Source organism: Paucibacter sp. XJ19-41 (assembly GCF_028462495.1).
Lineage (GTDB): Bacteria > Pseudomonadota > Gammaproteobacteria > Burkholderiales > Burkholderiaceae_C > Roseateles_E.
The window spans coordinates 1-19085 of record NZ_JAQOWX010000110.1 but is presented as its reverse complement, the minus strand read 5'-3'; the positions used below and the strand labels follow the sequence as shown (position 1 = coordinate 19085).

Annotated in this window: 19 protein-coding genes and 1 pseudogene; 14 read left to right on the top strand and 6 right to left on the bottom strand. The window is 68.4% G+C overall.

Annotated elements, in window-relative coordinates; all coding sequences use genetic code 11:
• The coding region (locus PO768_RS22565; RefSeq protein WP_272647846.1) for a S8 family peptidase at positions 1–1658 on the top strand (1658 nt) is incomplete at its 5' end.
• On the opposite strand, the gene PO768_RS22560 is transcribed toward PO768_RS22565, so the two are convergent.
• From PO768_RS22560 to PO768_RS29325, 4 genes and pseudogenes are all read right to left on the bottom strand, one after another.
• Positions 1638–2318 carry a hypothetical protein gene (locus PO768_RS22560; protein WP_272647845.1) on the bottom strand — a complete coding sequence of 227 codons (681 nt, stop codon included), beginning with the start codon at positions 2316–2318 and terminating at the stop codon, positions 1638–1640. The genes PO768_RS22565 and PO768_RS22560 overlap by 21 nt on opposite strands.
• Positions 2319–2322: 4 nt before the next feature.
• Positions 2323–3165 (bottom strand): biotin--[acetyl-CoA-carboxylase] ligase, encoded by an 843-nt coding sequence (locus PO768_RS22555; RefSeq protein ID WP_272647844.1) that lies wholly within the window; start codon positions 3163–3165, stop codon positions 2323–2325.
• Positions 3166–3176: 11 nt separating this feature from the next.
• Positions 3177–3425 (bottom strand): SET domain-containing protein, encoded by a 249-nt coding sequence (locus PO768_RS22550; RefSeq protein ID WP_336297782.1) that lies wholly within the window; start codon positions 3423–3425, stop codon positions 3177–3179.
• A gap of 145 nt (positions 3426–3570) precedes the next feature.
• A pseudogene (locus tag PO768_RS29325) lies at positions 3571–3780 on the bottom strand (SET domain-containing protein-lysine N-methyltransferase); the annotation flags it as partial.
• Positions 3781–3894: 114 nt separating this feature from the next.
• Between PO768_RS29325 and PO768_RS22540 the strand changes: the two are divergent.
• Complete coding sequence (locus PO768_RS22540; RefSeq protein WP_272647843.1) at positions 3895–6504, top strand: DNA topoisomerase III; 2610 nt, start codon at positions 3895–3897, stop codon at positions 6502–6504.
• Positions 6505–6508: 4 nt separating this feature from the next.
• Here PO768_RS22540 and PO768_RS22535 read toward each other — a convergent pair whose 3' ends face one another.
• The gene (locus tag PO768_RS22535; protein ID WP_272647842.1) at positions 6509–7423 is read right to left on the bottom strand and encodes a LysR substrate-binding domain-containing protein; all 915 of its coding nucleotides are present in this window, start codon (positions 7421–7423) and stop codon (positions 6509–6511) included.
• Between the two features lie 98 nt (positions 7424–7521).
• Here PO768_RS22535 and PO768_RS22530 point away from each other — a divergent pair, with 98 nt between their 5' ends.
• From PO768_RS22530 to PO768_RS22485, 10 genes are all read left to right on the top strand, one after another.
• The gene (locus PO768_RS22530; protein WP_272647841.1) at positions 7522–8145 is read left to right on the top strand and encodes a glutathione S-transferase family protein; all 624 of its coding nucleotides are present in this window, start codon (positions 7522–7524) and stop codon (positions 8143–8145) included.
• Positions 8145–9125 carry a pyridoxamine 5'-phosphate oxidase family protein gene (locus PO768_RS22525; RefSeq protein WP_272647840.1) on the top strand — a complete coding sequence of 327 codons (981 nt, stop codon included), beginning with the start codon at positions 8145–8147 and terminating at the stop codon, positions 9123–9125. Before PO768_RS22530 ends, PO768_RS22525 begins: the two co-directional genes overlap by 1 nt.
• A 106-nt stretch (positions 9126–9231) precedes the next feature.
• Complete coding sequence (locus PO768_RS22520; RefSeq protein WP_272647839.1) at positions 9232–10149, top strand: dihydrodipicolinate synthase family protein; 918 nt, start codon at positions 9232–9234, stop codon at positions 10147–10149.
• Positions 10150–10168: 19 nt separating this feature from the next.
• Entirely contained in the window at positions 10169–10786 is a 618-nt protein-coding gene (locus PO768_RS22515) for a TRAP transporter small permease (RefSeq protein ID WP_137944223.1), read from the top strand.
• 1 nt (position 10787) lies between these two features.
• Positions 10788–12053, top strand: coding sequence for a TRAP transporter large permease (locus PO768_RS22510; protein WP_272647838.1), 1266 nt, complete (start codon positions 10788–10790; stop codon positions 12051–12053).
• An 18-nt stretch (positions 12054–12071) separates the two neighbouring features.
• Complete coding sequence (locus PO768_RS22505) at positions 12072–13061, top strand: TRAP transporter substrate-binding protein (RefSeq protein ID WP_272647837.1); 990 nt, start codon at positions 12072–12074, stop codon at positions 13059–13061.
• 2 nt (positions 13062–13063) lie between these two features.
• Positions 13064–14623: an aldehyde dehydrogenase (NADP(+)) gene (locus PO768_RS22500; protein WP_272647847.1), complete on the top strand. Its 1560-nt coding sequence runs from the start codon at positions 13064–13066 to the stop codon at positions 14621–14623.
• A 44-nt stretch (positions 14624–14667) separates the two neighbouring features.
• Entirely contained in the window at positions 14668–16524 is a 1857-nt protein-coding gene (locus PO768_RS22495) for an ATP-binding protein (RefSeq protein ID WP_272647836.1), read from the top strand.
• A 66-nt stretch (positions 16525–16590) separates the two neighbouring features.
• Entirely contained in the window at positions 16591–16794 is a 204-nt protein-coding gene (locus PO768_RS22490; protein WP_272647835.1) for a type II toxin-antitoxin system VapB family antitoxin, read from the top strand.
• Positions 16791–17171, top strand: a complete 381-nt coding sequence (locus tag PO768_RS22485) for a type II toxin-antitoxin system VapC family toxin (protein ID WP_272647834.1) — start codon at positions 16791–16793, stop codon at positions 17169–17171. Before PO768_RS22490 ends, PO768_RS22485 begins: the two co-directional genes overlap by 4 nt.
• Positions 17172–17263: 92 nt before the next feature.
• Here the strand turns inward: PO768_RS22485 and PO768_RS22480 are convergent, their stop codons facing one another.
• Positions 17264–17650 (bottom strand): hypothetical protein, encoded by a 387-nt coding sequence (locus PO768_RS22480; RefSeq protein WP_272647833.1) that lies wholly within the window; start codon positions 17648–17650, stop codon positions 17264–17266.
• Positions 17651–17811: 161 nt separating this feature from the next.
• Here PO768_RS22480 and PO768_RS22475 point away from each other — a divergent pair, with 161 nt between their 5' ends.
• Both PO768_RS22475 and PO768_RS22470 read left to right on the top strand, forming a co-directional pair.
• Complete coding sequence (locus tag PO768_RS22475; RefSeq protein WP_272647832.1) at positions 17812–18792, top strand: AEC family transporter; 981 nt, start codon at positions 17812–17814, stop codon at positions 18790–18792.
• Positions 18793–18805: 13 nt separating this feature from the next.
• On the top strand, positions 18806–19085 hold a 280-nt coding region (locus PO768_RS22470), incomplete at its 3' end, for a hypothetical protein (RefSeq protein WP_272647831.1).

Here is a 19085-nt window from a genome sequence, read left to right as displayed (position 1 = left end):
AGCGCGCCCATGCGCTGGCGCTGCGCACCGGGCTGGCGGCCCGGGGCGGGCTGCGCGCCGGCCTGAGCCTGGATGCCCGGACCCAGGTGGTGCGCGCCCAGGGGCTGAGCTCGGCCGATCTGGCGCGGCGCCTGGCGGCCGATCCGGAGGTCGAGCAGGTCGAGGTCGACCATCTGCGCCGTCACAGCCTGGTGCCCAATGACCCGGCCTATGCGACCGTGGCCGGGTCGGGGCCTGCGGCCGGGCAGTGGTACCTGAAGCCGCCTGCCGGCGAGGTCGTCTCCGGCATCAATGCGCCGACCGCCTGGGACCGCACGACCGGCAGTGCCTCCATCGTCGTTGCGGTGCTCGACACCGGCGTGCTCCCCGATCATCCCGATCTGGCGGCCAATCTGGTCGGCGGCTATGACTTCGTGGCCTACAACAACGCGGATGCCCGCGGCCTGGCGATCGCCAATGACGGCAATGGTCACGACAGCAATGCCTCCGATCCCGGCGACTGGGTGACGCAGGCCGATGTCAATACCGGCACCCTCGGCGCTGAGTGCACCAGCGAGGATGTGGGCAACAGCTCCTGGCACGGCACGCGCGTCGCCGGCCTGATCGCGGCCGTCAGCAACAACGGCCTGGGCATGGCCGGCGTGGCCTGGGGCGCCAAGGTGTTGCCGGTGCGGGTGCTGGGCAAGTGCGGTGGTTTTGATTCCGACATCATGGCCGGCATGCGCTGGGCCATGGGCGTCGATGTGCCGGGCGTGCCCAGCAATCCGAACCCAGCCCGGGTGCTGAACCTGAGCCTGGGCGGCGGTGCCAGTTGCGGGACCTTCTACCCCCAGGTGATTGCCGAGGCCACGGCCCGCAATGTGGTGGTGGTTGCGGCGGCCGGCAACTCGGCCGGTCATGCGGTCGGTGCGCCGGGCAGCTGTGCCGGCGTCGTCACCGTGGCCGGCCTGCGCCATGTCGGCTCCAAAGTGGGTTTCTCCAGCATCGGGCCGCAGGTCACGCTCAGCGCGCCCGGTGGCAACTGCGTCAATGTCGATGCCAATGGCAATGCGACGGGCCCCTGCCTCTACCCGCTCTACAGCACCGGCAATAGCGGGACTCAAGGGCCGGTGGCGGCCGACAACAGCTACACCAGCGGTGTCGGCACCAGCTTCTCGACCCCGCTGGTCAGTGGCACGGTGGCGCTGATGCTGAGTCTGCAGCCCAGCCTGACGACCAGCCAGGTGCGCAATCTGCTGACCTCGACCGTGCGCCCCTTCCCGACCACCGGCGCCACCGCCGGCACCGCCAGCTGCCAGGCACCCAGCAACGCCGAGCAGTTGGAGTGCTATTGCACGACCAGCACCTGCGGCGCCGGCATGCTGGACGCGGGCGCCGCCGTCGCGGCTGCCATACCCGCGCCGACACCTGCACCAACGCCAACGCCAACGCCAACTCCGGCACCGACACCGACACCGACACCGACACCGACACCGACACCGACACCGACACCGACACCGACACCCGCACCCGCACCCGCACCCGCACCCGCACCGAGCACCGACGGCGGAGGAGGAGGTGGTGGTGGTGGCGCCAGCAGCCTGGCCTGGTTGCTGGGCCTGGGCGTGGCCAGCCTGGCGCTGCGGCGGGGTCGCCCCTCAGGCCGCGCTGGCGGCTGAGGCGGCGGGCGCTGGCGGGCAGGTCTTGAAGCCCGGCGCCAGCGCAGGGTCCTTGGCGTTCAGCAGACGGGCCTGCACGCTGCCATCGGCGCTGGGCAGTTGCAGGCTGTGCAACTGGCCGGGCGCCTGCAGCTGCAGCACCCGCAGCCCGCGCAGCGCGCGCTTTTCGTAGGAGGCCAACGCGGCCTCGGCGGCCTCGGTGCTGGCATGCTGGCTCAGCACCAGGCTGGGCTGCTCGCCCTGCGGGGCCGGCAGCGGCTCGTAAGCCAGGCGCAGGCGCTTGAAGACCTCTTCCTTGCGGGCCTGCTGTTCGGCCGACTCGAGCTTGTTGGTCGCCACCACCCAGCGACCCGGCTGATCGCTGCTCTGCACCCGCCAGTCGCTGCTGCCCAGGCCGAAGCGTTCGAGCGCGGCCTGGGCCGCCTTCAAGGCCTCGTCGCCGGGCAGCGGTGCCAGCTCCAGGCAGCCGCGTGTCTGCATCGCGCTGATGGCCTGCGGCGACAGCACCGTGACACGCTCGGCATGCTGGGCCAGCTTCAGGCGCTCGGGCTCGCCCTCACCGCCGGCGCGCAGGCCCAGCACGGTGTCGAGTAAGCCCTGGCTCCAGCCGAAGAACAGCAGATTCAGCAGCAGCAGGGCAATAACCAGGACTCTCAGCATGGGCTCAAGAGGCCTCGTCGGCGGCCAGGCGCACGCTGATCTCGCCGCCGGCCACCGCCTGCGGGCCCGAGGCCGTCTGCAACAGCAGCTCGCCCTGGGCGTTGACGCCCTGGGCCAGACCCTCCAGTGCGCCGGCCGTGACGTGGCGGCCCAGCAGCAGGTCGCGCCGCGCATAGGCGGATTGCCAGGGGGCGAAGCCAGCTGTCTGGAAGTCCAGCAGGGCCTGGATCAGCGGCCGCGCCACCCGTGCCAGCACCGTCGGAGGATCGAGCTGCGGCTGCAGCTCGGCCAGCGAGGCAAAGCCGGTCTGGTATTGGGCATCGGCGGCCGGTGGCTGGCCGCCGACATTCAGGCCTACGCCCACCACCACCATGCGCTGGCCGGCGGCCGGCACGGTCTCGATCAGGATGCCGCCCAATTTTCGGCCATCGAGCCAGATGTCATTGGGCCATTTCAGCTGCAGGCGCGGCGTGGCCTCGGTGGGGGGCTCCAGCGCGTCGGCGATCGCGCAGCCCACCGCCAGCGACAGCCCCGACCAGTCGCTCAGCGACATCGGCAGGGCCAGCGAGAAGGTCAGCGAGGCGCCAGGTCCGGCGTGCCAGCTGCGGCCCATGCGGCCGCGGCCATGGGTCTGGTGCTCGGCCACCAGCAGGCAGGGCTGCAGATCGTGGGCGCGGCGGCCATAGGGGCTGGGCTCGAACGATTGGCGGGCGTCGCTGCGCACCCGCTCCAGCAGGGCCGAGTTGGTCGACTCGGCACGGGCCAGCACCTCGATGCTCATGCCCGGCAGCAGCGGTTCCAGGTCTTGCCAGAGGGCTTCAACCCCCCACTGTTGATGTTCGGCCATGGGCTCTGTGTTCAGGTGCTGCTGCGTTGGTTGTGACGTTGACTGTTACGTTTAGGCGCGAGCATCGTGCCACGACAGTCGGCGCTGCCGCAATAACAGGCGAATTCTTTTTTCAGCTTGGGTGTGTAGCGCTCGTCGATCACGAGGCCATAGTCGTAGAACAGCTCCTCGCCGGGCAGCAGATCGCGCAGCGCCTTGATGAAGACGCGGCCGTCGTCGGTCTCGTCGGCCTCGCAATTGGGCTCGCAGCTGTGGTTGATCCAGCGCGAGCTGTTGCCGCCGTGNGGCCTCGCAATTGGGCTCGCAGCTGTGGTTGATCCAGCGCGAGCTGTTGCCGCCGTGCAGCGCGTCGATGACCTCGCCGGTCTCGATATGAAAGTAGAAGGTGTGGTTGGGCTGGCTGGGGTCGTGGGGATGGCGGTCCATGGCCTCGTCCCAGCTGATGCGCTCGCCGGTGTACTCGATCAGGGTCTCGCCGGCCTGGATGTAGTCGATCGCGTAGACACCACGGCCGTGCACGCCGGAGCGGCGCACCTGGATGCGGCGGCCGGTCCTGACCTGGGGCTTGGCCTGATTCTTGGGCGCGGGCTTCTTGGCGGCGGCGGCTTGCGTCATCGTTCGAGTTGGTTACATTGAAATCATGGGCGTGCGCGCGTGTGCGTGTGCGCGAGGCCGGATTGTAGGCAGGCTGCCAGCGATACTCGCGGCGGTCCGCCAAAAGAAAGAACCATGAGCAAGTCACTGATCATTGCCGAGAAGCCGAGTGTTGCGCAGGACATCGTGCGCGCGCTGACGCCCCAGTCGGGCAAGTTCGAGAAGTACGACGAATACTTCGAGAACGAGCATTACGTCGTCAGCTCGGCGGTCGGCCATCTGGTCGAGATCAAGGCGCCGGAAGAGTTCGACGTCAAGCGCGGCAAATGGAGCTTCAACAATCTGCCGGTGATCCCGCCGCATTTCGATCTGAACCCGATCGACAAGAGCAAGGGCCGGCTCAATGCCCTGGTCAAGCTGATACGCCGCAAGGACGTCACCAGCCTGATCAATGCCTGTGACGCGGGCCGCGAGGGGGAGCTGATCTTCCGCCTGATCATTCAGTACGCCGGCACGGCCAAGGCCGCGATCACCAAGCCGGTGAGCCGGTTGTGGCTGCAGTCGATGACGCCGCAAGCCATCCGCGATGGCTTCGACAAGCTGCGCAGCGACAAGCAGATGCTGCCGCTGGCCGATGCCGCGCGCTGCCGTTCCGAGGCCGACTGGCTGGTGGGCATCAATGGCACGCGGGCGATGACGGCCTTCAACTCGCGCGATGGCGGTTTCTTCCTGACCACGGTGGGCCGGGTGCAGACGCCCACCTTGTCCATCGTCGTCGAGCGCGAGGAGAAGATCCGCAAGCACGTCTACCGCGACTACTGGGAGGTGCGCGGCAGCTTCGACGCCGTCGCCGGCCAGTACGAGGGCAAGTGGTTCGACCCCAAGTTCAAGAAGGGCGAGGACGCCGAGGCGCGCGCCGACCGGTTGTGGAACAAGGCCGATGCGGACGCGATTGCGGCCGCCGTGCAGGGCCAGCCGGCCAGTGTGAGCGAAGAGAGCAAGCCCACCACCAGCAGCTGCGGCGGGCTCTACGACCTGACCACCTTGCAGCGCGAGGCCAATTCGCGCTTCGGCTTCTCGGCCAAGACCACCCTGAGCCTGGCCCAGGCGCTGTACGAGAAGCACAAGGTGCTGACCTACCCGCGGACCGACTCGCGCTTCCTGCCCGAGGACTATCTGGCCGTGGCCAAGCAGACCGCCGAGATGATCGCCAGCGAGGACCTGCCGGGTCCGCTGCGCGAGCTCGCGGCGCACGCCAAGACCGCGATCAAGAACGGCTATATCAAGCCGACCAAGAAGGTCTTCGACAACGCCAAGGTCTCCGATCACTTCGCCATCATCCCGACCTTGCAGGCACCCAAGAGCCTGACCGAGATCGAGGCCAAGCTCTATGACCTGGTTGTCAAGCGCTTCCTCGCGGTGTTCTTCCCGCCGGCCGAGTTCCAGGTGACGACGCGGATCTCGACGGTCAAGGCCCAGATCAACGGGGACAGCAAGGAGTTCAACTTCCAGACCAATGGCAAGGTGCTGGTCAAGCCGGGCTGGCTGGCCGTCTATGGCAAGGAAGTCCAGGAGGACGATGCCAATCTGGTGGCCGTGGCGCCGGGCGAGCTGGTCGCGACCGAGAGCGTCGACGTCAAGGCCCTGCAGACCAAGCCGCCGGCCCGCTATACCGAAGCCACCTTGCTGTCGGCGATGGAAGGCGCGGGCAAGCTGATCGACGACGACGAGCTGCGCGAGGCCATGGCCGAGAAGGGCCTGGGCACGCCGGCGACGCGGGCCGCGACCATCGAAGGCCTGCTGACCGAGAAATACATGCTGCGCGAGGGCCGCGAGCTGATCCCGACGGCCAAGGCCTTCCAGCTGATGACCTTGCTGCGCGGTCTGGATGTGCAGGAGCTGACCCGCCCCGAGCTGACCGGCGACTGGGAGTTCAAGCTCGCCGAGATGGAGAAGGGCCGGCTGGAGCGCGACGCCTTCATGGCCGAGATCGCCGCGATGACCGAGAAGGTCGTGCAAAAGGCCAAATCCTACGACCGCGACACCATCCCCGGCGACTATGCGACCTTGAAGACGCCGTGCCCGAAGTGCGCCGGCATCGTCAAGGAGAACTACCGCCGCTTCACCTGCACCGGCAAGGACGGCGCCTCGGAGGGCTGCGGCTTCTCGATCGGCAAGATCCCGGGCGGCCGCAGCTTCGAGCTGCACGAGGTCGAGAAATTCCTGGCCGACAAGAAGATCGGCCCGCTGGAAGGCTTCCGCTCCAAGGCCGGCTGGCCCTTCACCGCCGAACTGGCCCTGGTGTATGACGACGAGATCGCCAACTGGAAGCTGGAGTTCGACTTCGGCGAGGACGCCAAGAAGGCCGAGGGCGACGGCGAGCCGGTCGACTTCGGCGGCCAGGAATCGCTGGGCGCCTGCCCGAAGTGCCAGGGCCATGTCTACGAGCACGGCAGCAACTACGTCTGCGAGCACGCGGTCGGCGCGGCCGTCACCTGCGACTTCAAGAGCGGCAAGATCATCCTGCAGCAGCCGATCGAGACGGGCCAGATGCGCAAGCTGCTGGCCGAGGGCAAGACCGAGCTGCTGGAGAACTTCGTCTCGAACAAGACCCGCCGCAAGTTCAAGGCCTTCCTGGCCTATGACAAGAAGGAGGGCAAGGTGATGTTCGAGTTCGAGCCGCGCGCCGCCAAGGTGCCGGCGGCCAAGAAGGCGGCCGCGAAGAAAACCACCGCGAAGAGCTAGGCGGCTAAGCGGGGGCTAGCCCCTCGCCGCGCAGCACCGGCTCGGCGGCCAGGCGCTCGCGGGCGAAGTCCACAAAGGCGCGCACCTTGGCCGGTGCGCGCCGCCCGGCCGGGTAGACGATGTGCACCGGCACCGGCGGCAGCTCATGCTCGGCCAGCACGATGGACAGGCGCCCGGCGCGCAGGCCCTGGGCCGCCTGGTAGGCCAGGCAGCGCGTCAGGCCCTGGCCGGCCTCGGCGGCGGCGATGCTGACCTCGTTGTTATTGCTGACCCAGTTGACGCGCGGATGGGCCACCTGGCCGTCGCGGAAGCGCCAGGGCTTGGGCGTCAGCGCATCGAAGGAAAAACCGATGGCCTGGTGCCGTGCCAGGTCTTGCGGGGTCTGCGGCCGGCCCTCGCGGGCCAGATACTCGGGCGAGCCCACCACCAGGCGCCGCAGGCTGCCCACCGGCAACGCGGTCAGGCCCGAGTCGGGCAGGTGGGCGATGCGCACGGCCACATCGATGCCCTCGTCGAGCAGATGGACCAAGCGGTCGACGAAGAGGCTGCGCAGCTGCACCCGCGGCTGCGCGCGCAGAAAGTCCGCGATCAGCGGCGCCACATGCAGGCGGCCGAACATCTGCGGCGCGGTGATCGCCAGCAGGCCCTGGGCCTCGCCTTGCACGCCGGCCGCCGCGCGTTCGGCCTCGTCCAGCTCGGCCAGGATGCGGCGACAGTCCTGCAGAAAACGCTCGCCGGTCTCGGTCAGCCGCACCGAACGGGTGCTGCGCTGCAGCAGCAGCACGCCCAGCCGCCGCTCCAGCGCCGCGATGGCCCGGGTCACGGCCGGCGGCGAGCAGTCCAGGCGGCGCGCGGCGGCGGCAAAGCCGGCCGCATCGGCCACGGCGACAAAGGCGCGCAGGCTTTGCAAATGGTCCATTGTTTCGAGTAGCGAAATTCTGAAAGCCTGACTATCGGTATTCAAAACGTTGTTGGCAATAGATAAGGTCAGGTCTCTTCCTCACAACGGAGTCTTTGATGACCGCGATCAAGCCATCTTCTCCCCTGCGTCTGTACCGCCTCGCCGCCTCGGGCCATTGCCACCGGGTCGAGCTGATGCTGAGCCTGCTGGGCCTGCCCTACGAAGTCGTCCACGTCGATCTGCTGGCAGGCGAGCAGCGCCGGCCCGAGTTCCTGGCGCTGAACCCGCTGGGCCAGGTGCCGGTGCTGGTGGACGGCGATCTGGTGCTCAGCGACAGCAATGCCATCCTGCTCTATCTGGCCCAGCGCTATGCGCCCGACGGCCACTGGCTGCCGAGCGGCCCGGTGGGCGCGGCACGGCTGCAGCGCTGGTTCAGCCTGGCGGCCAGCTGGCTGGACGGCGTGGCCGGCGCGCGCTTCGCGGGCCTGGTCGGCCGGCCGGTCGAGGAGCGCAGCCTGGTGCAGGGCCGCCATCTGTTCGCCTTCATGGAGGCCGAGCTGGAGATGCGCGACTGGCTGCTGGACGGTGGCACACCCACCCTGGCCGATATCTCGCTCTACAGCTACAGCTCGCAGGCGGGGCTGGGCGGCCTGGCGCTGGATCCCTATCCGCGCATCCGCGCCTGGCTGGCCCGGGTCGAGGCCTTGCCCGGTTTCATTGCGCTGCCGGATCGTCTGTGATGGCCGCCTCTTCTTCATCCGCAGCCGGCACCTTCCATGCCGGTGAGCAGGCCTTGCAGGCCCGGGTCGGTCTGCGCGAGCGCCTGGCCGAGATCGCCCCGGTGGTGCTGCGCGACCACATGCCCGACCAGCACCGCGAGCTGTTCGAGAAGCTGCCGACCCTGCTGCTGGGCAGCCTGGACCCGCAGGGCCGGCCCTGGGCCACGATGCTGGCCGGCCCGCCGGGCTTTGTCCGCACGCCGGACGCGCGCGCCATGCACCTCGCCGTCGTGCCTGATGCCGACGATCCGGCGTTGGCCACGCTGGCCCCCGGCGCGCCGGTGGGCGTGCTGGGCCTGGAGCCGCACACCCGGCGGCGCAATCGGATGAACGGCCGCGTGCGCGCCTTCGACCGTCAGCAAGGCCTGGCGCTGGCGGTCGAGCAGAGCTTCGGCAACTGCCCCAAATACATCCAGGCGCGCCGGCCCGAGCCGCAGCCCCCGGTCGTTGCGGTGCCGGTCTGGCTGGGCCCGGCGCTGGACGCCGCCGCCCGCGCGCTGATCGCGCGCAGCGACACCCTGTTCATCGCCAGTGCCTCGGCACCCCGGCCCGAGGGCGGGCCCGAGCAGGGGGTCGATGTCTCGCACCGTGGCGGCGAGCCAGGCTTTGTGCAACTGGCGCAGGGCGAGGACGGCGCCCTGCTGCTGAGCCTGCCCGACTACCCGGGCAACCAATTCTTCAACACCCTGGGCAATCTGAGTCTCTATCCGCAGGCCGGCCTGCTCTTTGTCGATTACGAAGGCGGCGGCCTGCTGCAGCTGCAGGCCGAGGCCGAGCTGCTGTGGGACGACGAAGTGGCGCGAGCCCCCTGGCCCGGCGCGCAGCGGGTCTTGCGCCTGCGGGTGCGGCGGGCGGTCTGGCGCGCGGCGGTGCTGCCCTGGCGCTGGAGCGCGCCCGAGCCGGCGGCGCAGTTCGGGACGCTGCGCGCTCTGCCGGGCTGAGCTTGGCGGGGCCTTGGCTAGTGGTTTACGCTGATGTTTTTTAAGAATGCTGCAAATATATTAACAATAACAGCAGTGAAAACGCAGCAACACAGGAGCAGCAGCCATGAGCCATCAACCCCGCTGGACCGGCATCTTCCCGGCCGTCACGACCAAGTTCTTCGCCGATGAGCGCATCGACGCCGAAGGCACGGCCCGCCACATCGACTTCCAGATCCGCAACGGCATCCATGGTGTCGTGACCTGCGGCTCGCTGGGCGAGGCCAGCACCCTGAGCCTGGAGGAGAAGCTGGAGGTGGCCCGCATCGCGCTGGACGCCGCCGGCGGCCGGGTGCCGGTGCTGGCCAATGTCTCGGAGACCAGCACCCGCGAGGCGCTCCGCTATATCGAGGGCGCGAACAAGCTGGGCGTGGCCGGCTATATGGTGATGCCCTCGGTCATTTATGTTGCCGACGCCCGCGAGGCGATGCTGAACGTGCGCACGATGGCCGAGGCCGCGCAGAAGCCGGTGATGGTCTACAACAACCCGGTGGCCTACCGCGTCGACCTGAAGCCGGAGCATATGCAGGAGTTGGCCGACTGCCAGTGGGTCGCCGCGATCAAGGAAAGCACCGGCGACATCCGCCGCATCACCGATCTGCGCAACGCGCTGGGCGACCGCTACCAGCTCTTCCTGGGCGTCGACGATCTGGCCTATGAGGGCCTGGCGCTGGGCTGCGACGGCCTGCTGGCCGGTGTCGGCTGCGCCTTCCCGCGCGAGACCGTCGCGCTGTTCGACCTGATGAAGGCTGGGCAGTGGGCCGAGGCGCTGAAGCTCTATCAGTGGATGACGCCGATGCTGCATCTGGACGTGTCCAACAAGCTGGTGCAGAACCTGAAGCTGATCGACGCGCTGGTGGGCGTGGGCAGCGAGCATATGCGCCGGCCGCGCCTGCCGCTGATCGGCGAGGAGCGCGCCTTTGTCACCGCCGTGGTCGAGAAGGCGCTGGCAACGCGCCCTGCCCAGTACCGCTCGGTGGCCTGATCAGAGCCAGGCCCGCACGATGAACGACGCTGCTGCACCGCGACACCTCTGGGCCCGCCGGGTGCAGCAGGCCTCCGCCGCCGTCCTGAAGTTCGAACGTCTGGCCCTGATGGGCCTGATGGGCGGGCTGACCCTGTTGATACTGCTGAACGTCGTGACCCGCTACAGCGGCGTGCCGATCTACTGGGTCGACGAGGCGGCGGTCTATCTGGTGGTCTGGCTGTGCTTTGTCGGCGCCTCGGCGATGACAAGGCTGCGGCTGGACTTCGCGGTCAGCCTGCTGACCGACCATCTCGGCGAGCGCAACGCGCGCCGGCTCAAGGCCCTGGCCACCTTCGGCGTGCTGTGCTTCGGGCTGGCGATGCTGGCGATGTGCTGGCTGTGGATGGACCCGGTGGGCATCGCCCGCTACGGCTTCGATGCCAAGGAGTATGCGGCCGAGAGCTTCAATTTTCTCTACACCGAGCGTACCCAGACCCTGAACTGGCCGACCTGGATCGTGCAGTCCATCCTGCCGCTTTTCGGCCTGACGTTCAGCCTGCATGCGGCGGCCAATCTGGTCGAGGACCTGGGACTGCGGCCGCGTGCCGAGGTCAAGGGCTTCGATATCCACAACGCTGAAGAAGCGGTGAATTGAGATGCTGACCGGCGCCTTCTTCCTCTTCGTGATGCTGGTCGGCGTGCCGATCGGCGTCTGCCTGTGCCTGGCCGGCATCGTCTATATCTACAGCAACGGCAACACCGTGCTCTTGCAGTCCTTCCCCAGCCAGATGTTCGGCGGGGTCGACAGCTACGGCCTGATCGCGATTCCGCTGTTCATCCTGATCGGCGAGATCATGAGCAGCGGTGGCATCACGCGCCGTCTGGTGGAGCTGGCGATGGCCTTTGTCGGCTCGGTGCGCGGCGGCCTGGCCTATGTCAACATCCTCGCGAATATGATGGTCTCGTCCATCATCGGCTCGGCCACGGCCCAGGTCGCCATCATGTCCAAGATCATGGTGCCGGAGATGGAGAAGCATGGCTATGACAAGACCTTCGCGGCCGGCGTCACCGTCTATGGCGGCATGCTGGGCCCCATCATCCCGCCCTCGGTGATGTTCGTGGTCTACAGCGTGCTGGCCCAGGTCGCGGTCGGCGACATGCTGACCGCCGGCATCCTGCCGGGCATCGTGCTGACCCTGCTGTTCTTTGTCGTGATCGCCTGCATGGGTGTGATCTACAAATACCCGCGCAGCGAGCGCAAGACCCTGCGCGAGCGCGCCCGCAGCGCGCTGGCCGCCTCACCGACGCTGCTGATCCCCATCGTCATCGTCGGCTCCATTCTCGGCGGCTTCGCCAACCCGACCGAGGCGGCGGCGGTCGGCGCGGTCGCGGCGGCGCTGATCGGCCGCTATGTGACGCGCGAGTTCCGCTTCGGCATGCTGCCGGCCATCCTCTTGCGCGCGGCGGTCTATTCGGCCATCGTGCTCTTCCTGGTCGCGGCGGCCGCCGTATTCTCCTGGCTGCTGATCTACGGCAAGGTGCCGCAGGCGGCGGCGGCGTGGATACAGACCGTGGCCAAGGACCCGGTGACCTTTCTGCTGCTGGTCAATGTGATCCTGCTGATCATCGGCACCGTGATCGACGGCATCCCCGGCCTGATCATGACCGTGCCCATCCTCTTGCCTATCGCCACCGAGGTCTACGGCATCGACCCGCGCCATTTCGGCGTGGTCGTCGTCGTCAATCTGGTGCTGGGCCTGATGTCGCCGCCGGTGGGGCTGAGCTTCTTTGTCGCGGCCGCCGTGACCGGCGCCAAGCCGGGAAAGATGTTCCTCGTCACGCTGCCGTTCTTCGTGATCTGCTGCGTCGCGCTGGTGCTGCTGTCGCTGTTCCCGAGTCTCTCGCTCGCTCTCCTGAACTAAACCCGAAAGGTCCGCGCCATGACTCTGCTGACCCGTCGCCAACTCGTTCAAGCCGGCGCCGCGCTGGCGGCCCCCGCCTTCATCGGCCAGGCCCGCGCCCAGGCCAAGGAATTCCGCCTCGGCCTGATCACGCCGGCCGGCCATTCCTGGAACCGCGCCGCGCTGGCCTTCGGCGAGAGCATCAAGAAGGAAAGCAAGGGCCGCCTGTCCGTCACCGTCTTCCACTCGGGCCAGTTGGGCAACGAGTCGGCGATGATGCAGCAGCTGCAGACCGGCGCGCTCGACATGGGCTGGATCCAGGCCGCCGAGCTGGGCTCGCGGGTCGCCAGCGTCGCGGCCATCAACGCGCCCTATCTGGTGCGCTCGACCACCGACGTCGCCAAGCTGGTGCGCCACGAGGCCGCGCTGAAGCTCCTGGAGGTGCTGCCGCGCGAGACCGGCACCATAGGCCTGGGCTGGGGCATCACCGGCATGCGCGTGGTGTTCTCGACCAAGGAGATCGCCGGCGTCAAGGACATCAAGGGCATGAAGCTGCGCATCAACCCGACCCCGGTCTACCGCGACTTCTACCAGTCGCTGGGTGCCGCGCCGACGCCGATCCCGACGCCACAGGTCTTCGACGCGATGGCCAACGGCCAGGTCGACGGGCTGGAGGCCGATATCGAGTTCTCGTGGAACCAGCGCTTCGACAAGGTGGCCAAGAGCATGCTGCAGATGAATGCGCTGTTCATGCCTTTCGCGCCTCTGGTCTCGGGCCGCATCTGGCAGGGCCTGGATGCCAAGGACAAGGAGCTGATACGCGGCCTGGTGCGCCAGTCGCTCGATGCGCAGATCAAGGACATCGTGACCACCGAGCTGGGCCTGATCGAGAAGTTCAAGGCCGTGCCCTTCGCGATCAAGACCGAGCCGGGCCTGGATACCCAGGCGCTGATCAGCGACTTCGACAAGCTCTGGCTGCCCAAGGCGCCGCAGATCGCCGCGCTGCGCAAGGTCGGGGCCGCGCTGTGAGCCTGGCGATCAGCGGTGAGCAGCTGATAGGTGCCGCAGCGAAGCGCGGCACGGCCGGCGAGATCCAGGCCTGGAGCCCGATCCGGGGTCAGGTCTTGCCGGAGACCTTTGGCGGCGGCGATGCGGCCGATGTCGAGCGGGCCTGCGCGCTGGCGCGCGCCGCCGCCGATCCCTGGCGCCGCAGCCTGCCCGAGCAGCGCGCGCGCTTGCTGGAAGCCGTCGCCGAGGGCCTGCTGGCGCTGGGCGATGTGCTGATCGAGCGCGCGCATCTGGAATCGGCCCTGCCCGTCGCACGGCTGCAGGGCGAGCGCGGCCGCACCGTCGGCCAGCTGCGCCTGTTCGCCCAGGCCTTGCGCGACGGCCACTGGAGCGCCGCGACCCTGGACTCGGCCCTGCCCGAGCGCACGCCGCTGCCGCGTGCCGATCTGCGCTCGCACAAGATCGCCATCGGGCCGGTCGCGGTGTTCGGCGCCAGCAATTTTCCGCTGGCCTTCTCGGTGGCCGGCGGCGACACGGCCGCCGCGCTGGCGGCCGGCTGCCCGGTCATTGCCAAGGCCCATCCGGCCCATCCCGGCAGCTCGGAGCTGGTTGGCCGCGTGATCCAGCAGGCGGTGCGCGAGCTGGGCCTGCCCGAGGGCCTGTTCTCGCTGCTGCACGACGCCGGCACCGCGCTGGGCCAGGCCCTGGTCGCGCATCCGGTGATCCAGGCGGTCGGCTTCACCGGCTCGCGGCGCGGCGGGCAGGCCTTGATGGCCGTGGCCCAGGCGCGGCCGCAGCCGATTCCGGTCTATGCCGAGATGAGCGCGATCAACCCGGTCTTTCTGCTGCCGGCGGCGCTGGCGGCGCGGGCCGAGGCCATCGCCCAGGGCTTCGCCGATTCACTGACCCTGGGGGTCGGTCAGTTTTGCACCAATCCCGGCCTGCTGCTCGCGCTCGATGGCCCTGATCTGCAGCGCTTTGTGGCGGCGGCCCTGCCGCTGCTGGCCGCCAAGCCGGCCGGCACGATGCTGACCCCGGGCATCCAGTCGGCCTTCGAGACCGGCGCCGCGCGGCTGCGCGAGCAGCCCGGCGTCCAGACCCTGGTGCAGGGCGCGGCCCAGCTTTGCGTCGCCGATGCCGCGCGCTTCATCGCCAACCCGCTGCTGCATGAAGAAGTGTTCGGCCCCGCCGCGCTGCTGCTGCGCTGCCGCGATGAGACCGAGCTGCTGGCGGTGACCGAGGCGCTGGAGGGCCAGCTGACCGCGACCCTGCAGCTGGATGCGGCCGATACGCAGCTCGCCCAGGCCTTGCTGCCGGTGCTCGAACGCAAGGCCGGGCGCATCCTGGCCAATGGCTTCCCGACCGGGGTCGAGGTGGCGCCCGCGATGGTGCATGGCGGCCCCTGGCCGGCCAGCAGCAGCGCGGCCCATACCTCGGTGGGCACGGCCGCGATCGAGCGCTTTCTGCGCCCGGTCTGCTATCAGGACCTGCCGGCCGAGTTGCTGCCGCCGGCGCTGCAGCCACACAACCCGCTGGGCCTGTGGCGGCTGCGCGATGGCAAGCCCTGTCCCCCGGAGGGCTGAACATAGGCGACACTTGGCAGCCGCTGCGGCGTTAAGGGAGAGGCATGGCCTGGCTGCCAAGAACATTCAGTATTCAGACGCGCTTGATCGCCGGCATTGCGCTGGCCACCACGGTGCTGGTGGTACTGATCGCCTGGTATTGGACCGCACGCGAGGAGCGTGAGCTGACGGCGGCGTTGGACCGACGCGCGGAGCGCATGAGCCAGATGGTGGCGCGCGGTTTCGGCGGGCCGATCTGGAATCTGGACACGGTGGCGGTGGCCAATCTGCTTGATGCGGTGATGGCCGATCCCGAGGTGCACGAGATCGAGATCAAGGCCGTGGGGGTCGAGGCCGAGCCTATGCTGCGCCGCCGTGACACGGCGCTGGTGCAGCCGCTGGAGCGCCAGGTCGACATCCTGCATCAGGCCTCGCCGCAAAGCCCGGCCAATGCGGTCGGCCGGGCGCGGCTGGTGTTCAACCGCGAACAGGTGCTGGTCAGCGTGGGCCAGACCCGCCAACTGGTCGGCAGCCTGCTGGCCGCCGTGCTGGCGGCCATCGTCGTGACCAGCTACTGGCTGGTGCATCGCCTGGTCAGCTGTCCGGTGATGGCGCTGGGCGGCCTGGCGCGGCGGGTGGCCGGTGGCGATCTGGGCGCCACATTGCCGGTGCAGCGCGCCGATGAGCTGGGCCAGCTGACCGAGCAGTTCAACCGCATGAGCGTGCAGCTCAAGGCCTCGTCCGAGGGCCTGCGGCGCAGCGAGGAGCGCTATCGCAGCCTGTTCGAGAACGCCACCGAAGGCATCTTCCAAGCCGATGGCCGCGGCCGGCTGCTGAGCGTCAACAAGGCGTTGGCCCAGATGCTGGGCTATGCGCGGCCCGAGCAGGCGCTGGCCGGCACCGTCAGCCTGCGCCGGCTGGCCGGGGTCGAGCTGGCCGAGTTCAAGCGGGTCGCCCATGCGCTGCAGCGCCATCGCGTGCTGCAGCAGGTGCCGCTGCTGATCAGCGGGCGCGAGGGGCGTCAGCTCTGGGTCGAGTTGAGCGTGCACATCGTCGCCGACACCGATGGCCTGGGCCCGCGCATCGAGGGCATGCTCAGCGACATCTCGCAGCGCCGCCTGGCCGAGCAGGAGCTGACCCGCCACCGCGACCATCTGGAGGAACTGGTAGCCGAGCGCACGTTGGAGCTCAACCAGGCACGGCTGCGCGCAGAGGGCGCCAACCAGAGCAAGAGCCGCTTCCTGGCGACGATGAGCCACGAGTTCCGCACGCCGCTGAACGCCATTCTGGGCTTCGCCCAGCTGCTGCAGATGGACACCGGCCTGAGCACGCCGCAGCAGGGCAAGATCAATCTGATCCGCGATTCCGGCGAGCATCTGCTGAGCCTGATCTCGGACCTGCTGGACATGGCCAGCATCGAGGCCGGCCGGGTGCGGCTGATGCCCACCGTGGTCGATCTGCGTGGGCTGCTGGAAGTGGCCTGCGACAGCCTGCGGCCGCGCGCGGAGGAGAAGCAGCTGCAGTTCCGGCTCGAGATCGACGCCGAGCTGCCGGCGCGGGTGCGCCTGGATGGCCAGCGCCTGCGCCAGGTGGTGCTGAACCTGCTGTCCAACGCGATCAAGTTCACCGATGCCGGCGAGGTCTCGGTGCGCGCCCGGCTGCTGCATCAAGACCCCAGCGCGGCGCGCATGCGGGTCGAGGTGATCGACACCGGCATCGGCATGGACGAGGCCCAGATGGCCCGGCTCTTCAAGCCCTTCGAGCAGGTCTCCGAGATCGACCGCCGCGACGGCGGCACCGGCCTGGGCCTGTCGATCAGCCAGCAGCTGATGCGGCTGATGGACAGCGAGATCAGCGTCAGCAGCGCGCCGGGGCAGGGCAGCTGCTTCAGCTTCGAGCTGGAGATGGCGCTGCAGTCCTGAGGCCGATTTGCGAAGATGCGATCATTGAATCACAATTGCATCACTTTGGATGCAGCGATGCTTCGTATGAGAACGACCGTGACGATTGACGACGCCCTGTATGAGGAGGCCCTGGAACTGGCCGAGCCCGACATGGACAAGGCCGATCTGTTCCGTGAGGCGGTGAAGACCTTTATTCGGGTGCAGGCCGGCAAGCGGCTCGCGGCGCTCGGCGGAACGGCGCCCGAGATGGACGACATCCCGCGGCGCCGCGAAAGCGCTCGTCGATGACGAGCGTGCTGGTGGATACATCCGTCTGGGTCCATCATTTCCGGCAGCGCAGTGCACCCTTGATGGACTTGCTGGCACGGGGTCTTGTGATGAGCCATCCCATGGTGCTGGGTGAGCTTGCTTGCGGCACGCCGCCGTCGAGGGCGCGGACCTTGGCTGATCTTGCGCGGCTGCAGTCGACCCAGCAGGCCAGCACGCGCGAGGTGCTGGCCTTCCTGGAGCGAGAGCGCCTGTTTGGCATGGGCTGCGGCCTGGTGGACATCACTCTCTTGGCGTCGGCGCTGATGACGCCTGGCGTCGAGCTATGGACGCTGGACAAGCGTCTTGGCGACCTGGCCGAGCGATTCGGCCTGAGGCATCGGCCAGCGCTGCACTGAAACCTCAAGAGCGCCAGGTGCTGCAACACCAGCGACAAAGGCGTATGCGAAGGTGGCGGATCGATGCAACAGGCGCATCTCTTTGCTGCGCTTCACAAAGGCCAGTCGCTGCTTGGCTTGATGCCTTCCTTGGTGATCAGTTCATGCGTTCGGTTTCCAGATTCCACATAACCCGATCCACCCTTGAGTACGGTGCCATCGTCAAGCGTCACTTCAAGGCTGTAGCTGCCTTCGCCTGCAATGAACAGAGTGAGCGTCGCGGAAGCTCCGTCCACCAGGTGCTTCAGCCCGACCGTGCCCGATTGGCCGGCGGTCCCATGATGGAGCTGTAGATCCGAGATCATTTGTCCGGTCCGGTGTTCGATGGTGACCCAGGTCAGTGGCTGAATCCAGCCGCGCATGCCGGCGGTGAGTGCGCCGGTAAGGAAGGCCATGCCGGCGATTAGGCTGATGGCAAGGATCTTGACGACAAGTCTCATGGCGGTGACAGGGCGGGGAGAGTGGTGCTGACCTCAAAAATGTAGCAAGGACTTGGATCCCTCTGATGGGGGGATAGTGCGCGGTGCCGCGATGCAGCCCTGTTCGCTCTGCACCTTCCACAGCCAGTGGCTCCTGGCTCGCGGCGCGATACTCGCTGCCTATGTCCTGGATGATTTTCTACAAGCTGCTGGCGATCTTCATCACGGTGGCGATCGGCTGGTTCGTCGGCCGCATGCGCTGGCTGGGCGACGCCTCGGCCGGCGGCAGCGGGGGGGACCCGGCCAAGGTCTTGTCGGCGGCGGCCTTCTACCTCTTCGTGCCGGCCCTGCTGTTCCGCACCACGGCGCGGGTCGATTTCGACAGCCTGCCCTGGCTGACCCTGAGCGCCTTCTTCGGCCCGCTGATGCTGCTGATCCTGCTGATCTATGGCGTGCAGCGCTGGCGCGGCGCCGGTCGCGAGGAGCCGGCCCTGCCTTGCGTGCAGGCCATCACGGTGGGCTTCGGCAACACCTTGCAGGTGGGCGTGCCGCTGGCGGCCGGCATCTTCGGCGAGGCCGGGCTGGCCATCCACATCACTGTGGTCAGCCTGCATGCGCTGCTGATACTGACCCTGCTGACCCTGCTGGTCGAGCATGACCTGGCACGCGCCCGGCCCGGCGCCAGCCTCGGCCGCACCTTGGCGCTGACGGTCAAGAACACCGTGATCCATCCGGTTGTGCTGCCGGTGGTGGCCGGCCTGCTGTTCAATGCCTCCGGGCTCACGCTGCCGGCGGTGCTGGACGAGGTGCTGCAGTTGCTGGGCACGGCCGTCGTGCCGCTGTGCCTGACGCTGATCGGCATGTCGCTGGCCTATTACGGCTGGCCCTCACGCTGGCGCGGCGCGCTGTCGCTGGCGTTGCTGAAGCTGTTCGCGCTGCCGGCCCTGGTGCTGCCCATCGCGCATTGGGGCTTCAACCTCAGCGGCATGCCGCTGGCGGTGATCGTGATGCTGGCGGCCCTGCCCACCGGCTCGAATGCACTGATCTTCGCCCAGCGCTACCAGACCCGCGAGGCCGAGGTGACCGCCGCCACCGTGCTGTCCACCGTGGCCTTCGTGCTGAGCGCGCCGCTGTGGCTGGCCATCGTGACCCTGTTTCCTTGAACCCGCTGCCGCCATGAGTCAAGACCCGACCCTTGTCGTTTCGGCCGCCGAGCTGGCGCCCGAGCAACTGCACCAGGCCTTTGTCGGCGCCTTTGCCGACTATCTGATTGGACCCTTCCAGACCACGCTGGCGCAATGGCCGGGCCTGCTGGCCCGCCAGGGCATCGATCTGGAACTCAGCCGTGTGGTGCTGCACGACCGCGAGATCCTGGCCTTCGCCTTCGTCGCGCCGCGGCCCGAGAGCGGGCGCTGGCGGCTGGCGACGATGGGCGCGTTGCCGGCCGCGCGCGGCA

What these genes read in the sequence shown, in the direction of transcription:
- PO768_RS22475 (WP_272647832.1), top strand. Translation starts at nt 17,812, where the DNA reads ATGTCCTGGATGATTTTCTACAAGCTGCTGGCGATCTTCATCACGGTG.
- PO768_RS22510 (WP_272647838.1), top strand. Translation starts at nt 10,788, where the DNA reads ATGCTGACCGGCGCCTTCTTCCTCTTCGTGATGCTGGTCGGCGTGCCG.
- PO768_RS22490 (WP_272647835.1), top strand. Translation starts at nt 16,591, where the DNA reads ATGAGAACGACCGTGACGATTGACGACGCCCTGTATGAGGAGGCCCTG.
- PO768_RS22485 (WP_272647834.1), top strand. Translation starts at nt 16,791, where the DNA reads ATGACGAGCGTGCTGGTGGATACATCCGTCTGGGTCCATCATTTCCGG.
- PO768_RS22505 (WP_272647837.1), top strand. Translation starts at nt 12,072, where the DNA reads ATGACTCTGCTGACCCGTCGCCAACTCGTTCAAGCCGGCGCCGCGCTG.
- PO768_RS22530 (WP_272647841.1), top strand. Translation starts at nt 7,522, where the DNA reads ATGACCGCGATCAAGCCATCTTCTCCCCTGCGTCTGTACCGCCTCGCC.
- PO768_RS22525 (WP_272647840.1), top strand. Translation starts at nt 8,145, where the DNA reads ATGGCCGCCTCTTCTTCATCCGCAGCCGGCACCTTCCATGCCGGTGAG.
- PO768_RS22495 (WP_272647836.1), top strand. Translation starts at nt 14,668, where the DNA reads ATGGCCTGGCTGCCAAGAACATTCAGTATTCAGACGCGCTTGATCGCC.
- PO768_RS22480 (WP_272647833.1), bottom strand. Translation starts at nt 17,650, where the DNA reads ATGAGACTTGTCGTCAAGATCCTTGCCATCAGCCTAATCGCCGGCATG.
- PO768_RS22535 (WP_272647842.1), bottom strand. Translation starts at nt 7,423, where the DNA reads ATGGACCATTTGCAAAGCCTGCGCGCCTTTGTCGCCGTGGCCGATGCG.
- PO768_RS22520 (WP_272647839.1), top strand. Translation starts at nt 9,232, where the DNA reads ATGAGCCATCAACCCCGCTGGACCGGCATCTTCCCGGCCGTCACGACC.
- PO768_RS22555 (WP_272647844.1), bottom strand. Translation starts at nt 3,165, where the DNA reads ATGGCCGAACATCAACAGTGGGGGGTTGAAGCCCTCTGGCAAGACCTG.
- PO768_RS22515 (WP_137944223.1), top strand. Translation starts at nt 10,169, where the DNA reads ATGAACGACGCTGCTGCACCGCGACACCTCTGGGCCCGCCGGGTGCAG.
- PO768_RS22560 (WP_272647845.1), bottom strand. Translation starts at nt 2,318, where the DNA reads ATGCTGAGAGTCCTGGTTATTGCCCTGCTGCTGCTGAATCTGCTGTTC.
- PO768_RS22540 (WP_272647843.1), top strand. Translation starts at nt 3,895, where the DNA reads ATGAGCAAGTCACTGATCATTGCCGAGAAGCCGAGTGTTGCGCAGGAC.